Source organism: Gammaproteobacteria bacterium (ex Lamellibrachia satsuma), from assembly GCA_019623805.1.
GTDB lineage: Bacteria > Pseudomonadota > Gammaproteobacteria > Chromatiales > Chromatiaceae > QGON01.
Map to the genome: position 1 here is coordinate 1,577,856 of CP053680.1, position 7,145 is coordinate 1,585,000.

Here is a 7,145-nt window from a genome sequence, read left to right on the forward strand (position 1 = left end):
GCATTTACAGGCTTCTTAATTGAATGGATGGAGTATGCATCTGCTATTAGAAGCGCATATTGCAAGGATATGTCAAATCAAGTCAAATAGAATTTTTGCATCCACATTATAAATATTATTTATGGATCAATAACGGCATTTACTTCACATATTTCCGCACGAAATCAGACGCCTTAGATTTGTAACACTTGGGCCACGAATCGTCTACATTGCGTCTACACACAAAAATCCACCGAAGCGGAATTTCTGTAAGCCTTTGATTTTATTGGAGCCGGCGAGAGGAGTCGAACCCCCGACAAGCTGATTACAAGTCAGCTGCTCTACCAACTGAGCTACGCCGGCGTTGGATCGGGGATTCTATTCTTTTATGCCGGATGTGGCAACGTTTCCACAATCAATCACATTGCGCTCGATTCCAGGAAAAGCTTGTGTGAGGCTCCCCCACTTATCATTCGAAATAGGGGGAGTATTCTTATAGCCATATTCAAGTCTATAAGAGGACTGTTTTCTCACTCTTGGTCGAATCTCGACATCAAAACCCTTATCTGCGATCAGCTTTTTTCTGGCCTCTGCCCGGTCTTCATTTCGAAAGAGTCCCAGAGAGATGGCATGGGCAAGTTCACCGCTGGTAAATCGCCAGAGATCCGTAACACCGGCACCTTTCAATCTTTTTACTGTGGCTACAGCGGCAGCACGATCTTTCTGTGGGGGAACCACCACCCAGTAGCCGGCCTGCTCTTTCACGGACTCAGTCTTCAGCCGTGTTTTTACGTCCATAGCCAATAGCCTGATGGATAGTGTATCCACCATGGCACGCTTGGGCAGTGGGCCAATACTGACACAGGTAGTGGTATCGACGAGGACTTTCCCAGGCTCATCCGTAGTGACTATCTCCTCTACTGGAGGAATAATGGGCTTCGAAACCTGGGGTTCCAAAGCCGCAACAGCAGGAGGTTCAGCCTCCTGTTTCTCCTCTTCTAAATCTTTCTCCAGGGCAGGTTCAGGCGTCACTTCCCCAGAGATCTCCCCGCTATCAGCCACTATTGTCTGAGCAGGCTCAGGCCTTGGAGTTAAGCTCTCCTCAGAAGCGGAGGGCGTTGCAGGTTCTTCTGTTACCTCAACCGGCAGATCGTTCAGGATGTCGGACTTCTGCTCAGATTGTGGTTCAGTCTCTTCCGGCACTTCACTCAGCAGGATCAAGGTTGCAACCCCATCAGAGCTCAGGTGGCCGTTCCGGGAAACCGGCTGCTGTGGATAGGTCCAGATGAAAACACCGATATTGACAAGTAGAAGCAGGAAAAACAGCCATTTCATGCGTTGTCCCTCATCCCGGCAACTATCGCCACGCCATTGAGAACAAGATTTGGTTCATGCTGTTTTGGCAACATTACCCCATCCAGCAGTTGGCCTGCTGCGCCCCCGGTCAAAAGAGAGAGAACCGGCTGATCCAGTTTTTTACTCAATCTGTCTCTCATTTCATTTATCAGTGACCTTGTTGCATTGATCCCACCGGAAAGAATAGCCGATGCGGTATCGGTCGCAACAAAGTCTATCGACTCAGCGTCTTCAAATTCCAAAATCGCCGTACCGCCCAGAAGGCTTTCTCTCATCATCGCGAGACCGGGAATGATCAGGCCACCAAGATGCCTGCCCTCAGCATCCATTGCATCTATTGTGGTTGCCGTTCCACAGTCTACGATAAGGCAGGGCTGATGAGAAATCGCTCTGCCAGCCAATAGCGCCATCCAGCGATCCACCCCGAGTTGTTCCGGCTGACGATATCCATTCACCACACCTGCCTGGGCGCGTCTTGATACAACAAATTCCGATTCGATCAACCAATTACGGCGTACCCAGCGGGAAACCTCCGCATCGACCTTCTCACCTGCAACACTCGAAATCCATACTGATGCAGGCTGCTCTATATTTTGCCAGCATCGATCCAACCTTCCACCTATATCAGCGCCATAAGCTTCACGAAATATTTCACCTTTTCGCAGCCCTTCATAACTACACCATTTAAGGTAGCTGTTTCCAACATCCAGAAGAAGATTCACTATTCTTCCAGCTCCCCACGCCTGAGGGAAACCTCTCCGGCGTAAAAACGCCGCAACTTTCCGTCAATTTCGAGCAGCAATGCACCTGTTTCATCAATGCCCCGGTGTCGGCCTTCATACTCCTGGGAGGCACTGCTCAAGCTGATGGTTTCTCCTGTCAGCAGATCATGACGTTGCCATTCATCGGTAAAGGCAGCAAGACCTGAGCGCCGGTAGGTCAGTATCACATCAACAAGATTGTCGATAAGCCTGGCGACAATCCTGTTACGGGGAATTTCCATTTCATCCGAAATGGAAACCAGGTCCACCCACGGCTGATCGATAGCGTCGCCGTGCTCGCCAATGCGCGTGTTCAGCCCTATCCCTATGACCACCTGAGAGGGGCCTTCAGCTTCGCCAACCACTTCGAGCAACAGTCCAGCCAGTTTACGCCCTTGCCACAAAACATCATTGGGCCATTTTAACCCGACACCCTGATAGCCCAACCCCTGTAAGGTGCGAATAATTGCAATGCCAGCAGCCAGACTGAGTCCACCGAGTCCCATCGGCCCAGTCTCAAAACGCCAGAGCAATGAAAGATAGATGTTGCTGCCAAATGGGGAGATCCACTGCCTGCCATGACGTCCCTTACCAGCCGATTGCTGTTCAGAGAGGCAGACTGTGCCGGAAACCGCACCATCGGCACCTTTCTGCATGAGCCATGTATTGGTTGAATCTATCGCATTGTGTATGTGAATCGTATTGATATGGCGAGATGAAAGCTCTGCCATTGACTGGGTAATTTGCCCCTCATCAAGAAGCTCAATGGGATGAGAGAGGCGGTAACCTTTTCCTCGCACTGAATGGATATTCTGCCCAAGCAGGTCACCTAGAGAGTGGAGATGTTTCCAAACTGCCGCACGACTGACACCCAGTGCGCCTGCCAGGGTTTCACCGGAGTGAAACCGACCATCAGACATGGCACGTATCAATCTAGTTTTCGTATCCATTCGATATCAGCCAGTCGGATTGGCGCAGCTGATGCTCTTTCGGCAGGTCAACAGGGAGGCTAAAGACGCAGGTATCTGCAGGGGCAGGCATTGGTTGGAGTTCAAACTCCATCATTTCATCGCGTCGAAAAACATGCACGGTTACGGATTTTCCAAGCGCACAGTCCGCGATTGCTTTTTCGAGCTTTTTTCCATCAACCTTTAAATGATCAACCGCGATAATAATATCACCTGCAGACAGACCAGCAGCCTGTGCTGCGCCGCCATCAAAAACCTGAAGCAACTTTGCTTCCACACCCTGGGTCGAAAGACGCGCACCGATCACCGGTTTTGCCGCCTCGCTATCAGGCATCTCATCGACGACACGCCCATTGTCTGAAGAGGATTGAGCAGGCAGCAAGCGCATCTCAACGCCAAACTTTTCCAGCAGATCAGCTACCGGCAGATCGGCCGTTGAACGGGCCCCCTGATCAAATAAGCCCGATAGATCCAGACCAGACACTTCGGCGGCAACCGATTCAAAACCACCCTCCGGCACCCCTTGCCCTGTTGCTCCATGCCTGCGCCACATCTCACGCATAACGTGATCCAATGATTTTTCTCCATCCGTCTGCAAACGGAGGTGCAGATCAATCACGAGCGCAAAGATCGCCCCTTTTGTGTAGTAGCTGACAATCGCATTAGGGGCGTTTTCGTCCTGCTTGTAGAATTTGGTCCAAGCATCGAAACTGGATTCCTCAAGGGTTTGTTTAAACCTGCCACTGGCCCGCATGACACGGGTAACCGTTTCTGCGAGTAATTCAAAGTAGGATTTCCTGTCGATGCATCCACTCCGAACCAATGCCAGTTCATCATAATAAGAGGTTATACCTTCAAATACCCACAATTGGCGAGTGTAAACCTCCTGCGTGGCTCCTTCCTCCTGAAACACGGCAGGCATAATCCTTTTGATGTTCCACAGATGAAAATATTCATGGCTGCAAAGACCGAGAAGGCGTCGATAGCCTTTGGTCATCTCCTGCATACCCTTCAGCGGAAGATCATCCCTGCTTGTCAGCAGGCTGGTTGAATTTCGGTGTTCAAGACCACCATAACCATCACCAACAACTGTGAGAAGAAACAGATAATCTCGGACCGGTAACTCTCCAAACAAACCAACATGTTGGCTACATATTCTCTCAAGATCGAAACACAATCGCTTAAGATCGCATCTTTGTCGACCGCTGATCGCGATGCAGTGGGGCACATTGGAAACGGCAAAATCCGCCTCTATAACGTCTCCAATTTCGACTGGATGATCCAGCAACTCCTCATAATTTAAAGAGTGATATTGGCCAAATCCCCGTTTATCGACCTCAATCTTTTCCATTGAGGTCACCACTTTCCAGTCATCGAACTGTTGACCCACTGGGGTAAGAATCGTCAACAGGCAAGTTACCTCATCCTGATTACTGACTCCAAGTAGCAGGCTGGAACCGTTGAAATAGGCGTGAGTGGTATCTAGATGGGCTGCTCTTACGGATAAGTCCCAAGCATAAACTGTATAGATTAGCGTAATGGGACCAGATGCAGGTGCACAGCGCCAACTCTGCTTATCCATTTTCTCAACCTGAATAGATCCCATCTCATCTGAGGCTTCAAGCGTGATGAGATGGCGGGAAAAATCCCTGATCATGTAACTGCCACGGATCCATGCCGGCAGATAGAACGTCTGCCCGAGCTTGTCAGGCTTGCGGACTCTCAAAGTCACCTCAAAAAGGTGGGCTTCGGGCGACTTCATCACTACCTGATATTCGATCATTGCGACATCCACGCTGAAACAGCATTCTCAGCCTGAGCATTTACAGGTCTGGCAACCAGGCCAGAGACAGAGGCAGTAACAAGATATTCAGCACCATCCGCCAGCGGCATGTAGACCGAGCTGCCAAAATATGTATCTATCAAACCTGACACATCAATCAGTTGATTAGATAAATTTTGCAGCAGACTGCCAGCAGCGTTGAACTCATAACTATTTTTGACAACTTTATCGGTGTCATTATGTCTTCCAGAAAATCTTTCCAAGCGAACCAAAGGTTCGTTACCAAACATTATCGTCCAAGGCTTAAATTTCACAAAGCGTGCATCGAGTTGCCATTGATTGGCAGAGAGAATAAATTTTTCATTGTTCGCATGACTATGTTCTATCCCCACCTGAAAACCCGTTTCTGTTTTCTGACTGGTAATCCTCGCAACCTCCATCTCATGTGTGAGTTTCTGATAGGTATAGAGGTTTGTAGCAAGGAGTAGCAGTAAGAATCCAAAAAGCACAAGTGGTAAACCAATCAGGCCTGTCACTACTCCGGTCAAGACCCTCCTTTTAAAAAGCGCACGAAATCCAAACAAAAGCACACTTAGACCCGATATCAATAATATGAGTGAAATGATCATCAAACTAATAGATCTGGTAAACAATATCCAAAATTTACATTGTTTGTCTGATTCGGTTTCAAATATTTTGTTTCAGACAATAAAAAAACCCCGAACCATAAAATGATCCGGGGTTTAGAATAAAAGCCTGGCAGTGACCTACTTTCACATGGGGAGACCCCACACTATCATCGGCGCTAAGTCGTTTCACTTCCGAGTTCGGGATGGGATCGGGTGGTACCAACTCGCTATGGCCGCCAGGCAAACTGGCTCGAAAGGATGAGTTCTCATCCTTTCAAATTTGGTTAGATCGCTTGTAGCGTTGGGTATGCACTCAACCAGCACCCAAAACACTTGGGTGTTATATGGTCAAGCCTCACGGTCAATTAGTACTGGTTAGCTTCACACATTACTGTGCTTCTACACCCAGCCTATCAACGTCATAGTCTTTAACGGACCTACAGGGAACTTAAAGTTCCAGCGAGATCTTATCTTGGGAGGGGCTTCCCGCTTAGATGCTTTCAGCGGTTATCCTGTCCGTACGTAGCTACCCGGCAATGCCACTGGCGTGACAACCGGAACACCAGGGGTACGTCCACTCCGGTCCTCTCGTACTAGGAGCAGCTTCCCTCAAATCTCGAACGCCCACGGCAGATAGGGACCGAACTGTCTCACGACGTTCTAAACCCAGCTCGCGTACCACTTTAAATGGCGAACAGCCATACCCTTGGGACCGACTTCAGCCCCAGGATGTGATGAGCCGACATCGAGGTGCCAAACACCGCCGTCGATATGAACTCTTGGGCGGTATCAGCCTGTTATCCCCGGAGTACCTTTTATCCGTTGAGCGATGGCCCTTCCATACAGAACCACCGGATCACTAAGACCTACTTTCGTACCTGCTCGACTTGTCTGTCTCACAGTCAAGCACCCTTATGCCTTTGCACTCATTGCGCGATGTCCGACCGCGCTGAGGGTACCTTCGTGCTCCTCCGTTACTCTTTGGGAGGAGACCGCCCCAGTCAAACTACCCACCATACACTGTCCCCAACCCGGATAACGGGTCTAGGTTAGAACTTCAAACATACCAGGGTGGTATTTCAAGGTTGGCTCCACCGAAACTAGCGTCTCGGTTTCGAAGCCTCCCACCTATCCTACACAAATAGGTTCAAAGTCCAGTGCAAAGCTGTAGTAAAGGTTCACGGGGTCTTTCCGTCTAGCCGCGGGTACGCTGCATCTTAACAGCGATTTCAATTTCACTGAGTCTCTGGTGGAGACAGTGTGGCCATCATTACGCCATTCGTGCAGGTCGGAACTTACCCGACAAGGAATTTCGCTACCTTAGGACCGTTATAGTTACGGCCGCCGTTTACCGGGGCTTCGATCAAGAGCTTCGTCCGAAGACTAACCCCATCAATTAACCTTCCGGCACCGGGCAGGCGTCACACCCTATACTTCCTCTTTCGAGTTTGCAGAGTGCTATGTTTTTAATAAACAGTTGCAGCCACCATTTTATTGCAACCCCCTTCTGCTCCGAGAGCAAGTCTCTTCACATACCAGGGGCGTACCTTCTCCCGAAGTTACGGTACAATTTTGCCTAGTTCCTTCACCAGAGTTCTCTCAAGCGCCTTAGAATTTTCATCCCACCCACCTGTGTCGGTTTGGGGTACGGTTACTTATTACCTGAAGC

The 7,145-nt window shown here is 49.5% G+C and carries 5 protein-coding genes, 1 tRNA gene and 2 rRNA genes (1 of these 8 only partly in view); all 8 read right to left on the reverse strand.

What is annotated here, in order from left to right; genetic code table 11:
- Positions 1 to 266: 266 nt before the first annotated feature.
- Positions 267 to 342, reverse strand: a tRNA-Thr gene (locus HPY30_06625).
- A gap of 15 nt (positions 343 to 357) precedes the next feature.
- A complete protein-coding gene (locus tag HPY30_06630) occupies positions 358 to 1,314 on the reverse strand; it encodes a hypothetical protein (protein ID QYZ65695.1) in 957 nt (318 codons plus the stop codon).
- On the reverse strand, positions 1,311 to 2,057 hold the full coding sequence (locus HPY30_06635) for a type III pantothenate kinase (protein QYZ65696.1): 747 nt from the start codon (positions 2,055 to 2,057) through the stop codon (positions 1,311 to 1,313). Before HPY30_06635 ends, HPY30_06630 begins: the two co-directional genes overlap by 4 nt.
- The gene (gene birA, locus HPY30_06640; GenBank protein QYZ65697.1) at positions 2,057 to 3,046 is read right to left on the reverse strand and encodes a bifunctional biotin--[acetyl-CoA-carboxylase] ligase/biotin operon repressor BirA; all 990 of its coding nucleotides are present in this window, start codon (positions 3,044 to 3,046) and stop codon (positions 2,057 to 2,059) included. The genes HPY30_06635 and birA overlap by 1 nt, the downstream gene beginning before the upstream one ends.
- On the reverse strand, positions 3,030 to 4,847 hold the full coding sequence (locus tag HPY30_06645; protein ID QYZ65698.1) for a M61 family metallopeptidase: 1,818 nt from the start codon (positions 4,845 to 4,847) through the stop codon (positions 3,030 to 3,032). The genes birA and HPY30_06645 overlap by 17 nt, the downstream gene beginning before the upstream one ends.
- On the reverse strand, positions 4,844 to 5,476 hold the full coding sequence (locus HPY30_06650; GenBank protein QYZ65699.1) for a hypothetical protein: 633 nt from the start codon (positions 5,474 to 5,476) through the stop codon (positions 4,844 to 4,846). Before HPY30_06650 ends, HPY30_06645 begins: the two co-directional genes overlap by 4 nt.
- Positions 5,477 to 5,601: 125 nt before the next feature.
- Positions 5,602 to 5,717: ribosomal RNA gene (gene rrf, locus HPY30_06655) — 5S ribosomal RNA — on the reverse strand.
- Positions 5,718 to 5,808: 91 nt separating this feature from the next.
- Positions 5,809 to 7,145: ribosomal RNA gene (locus HPY30_06660) — 23S ribosomal RNA — on the reverse strand; it runs 1,574 nt beyond the window's last position.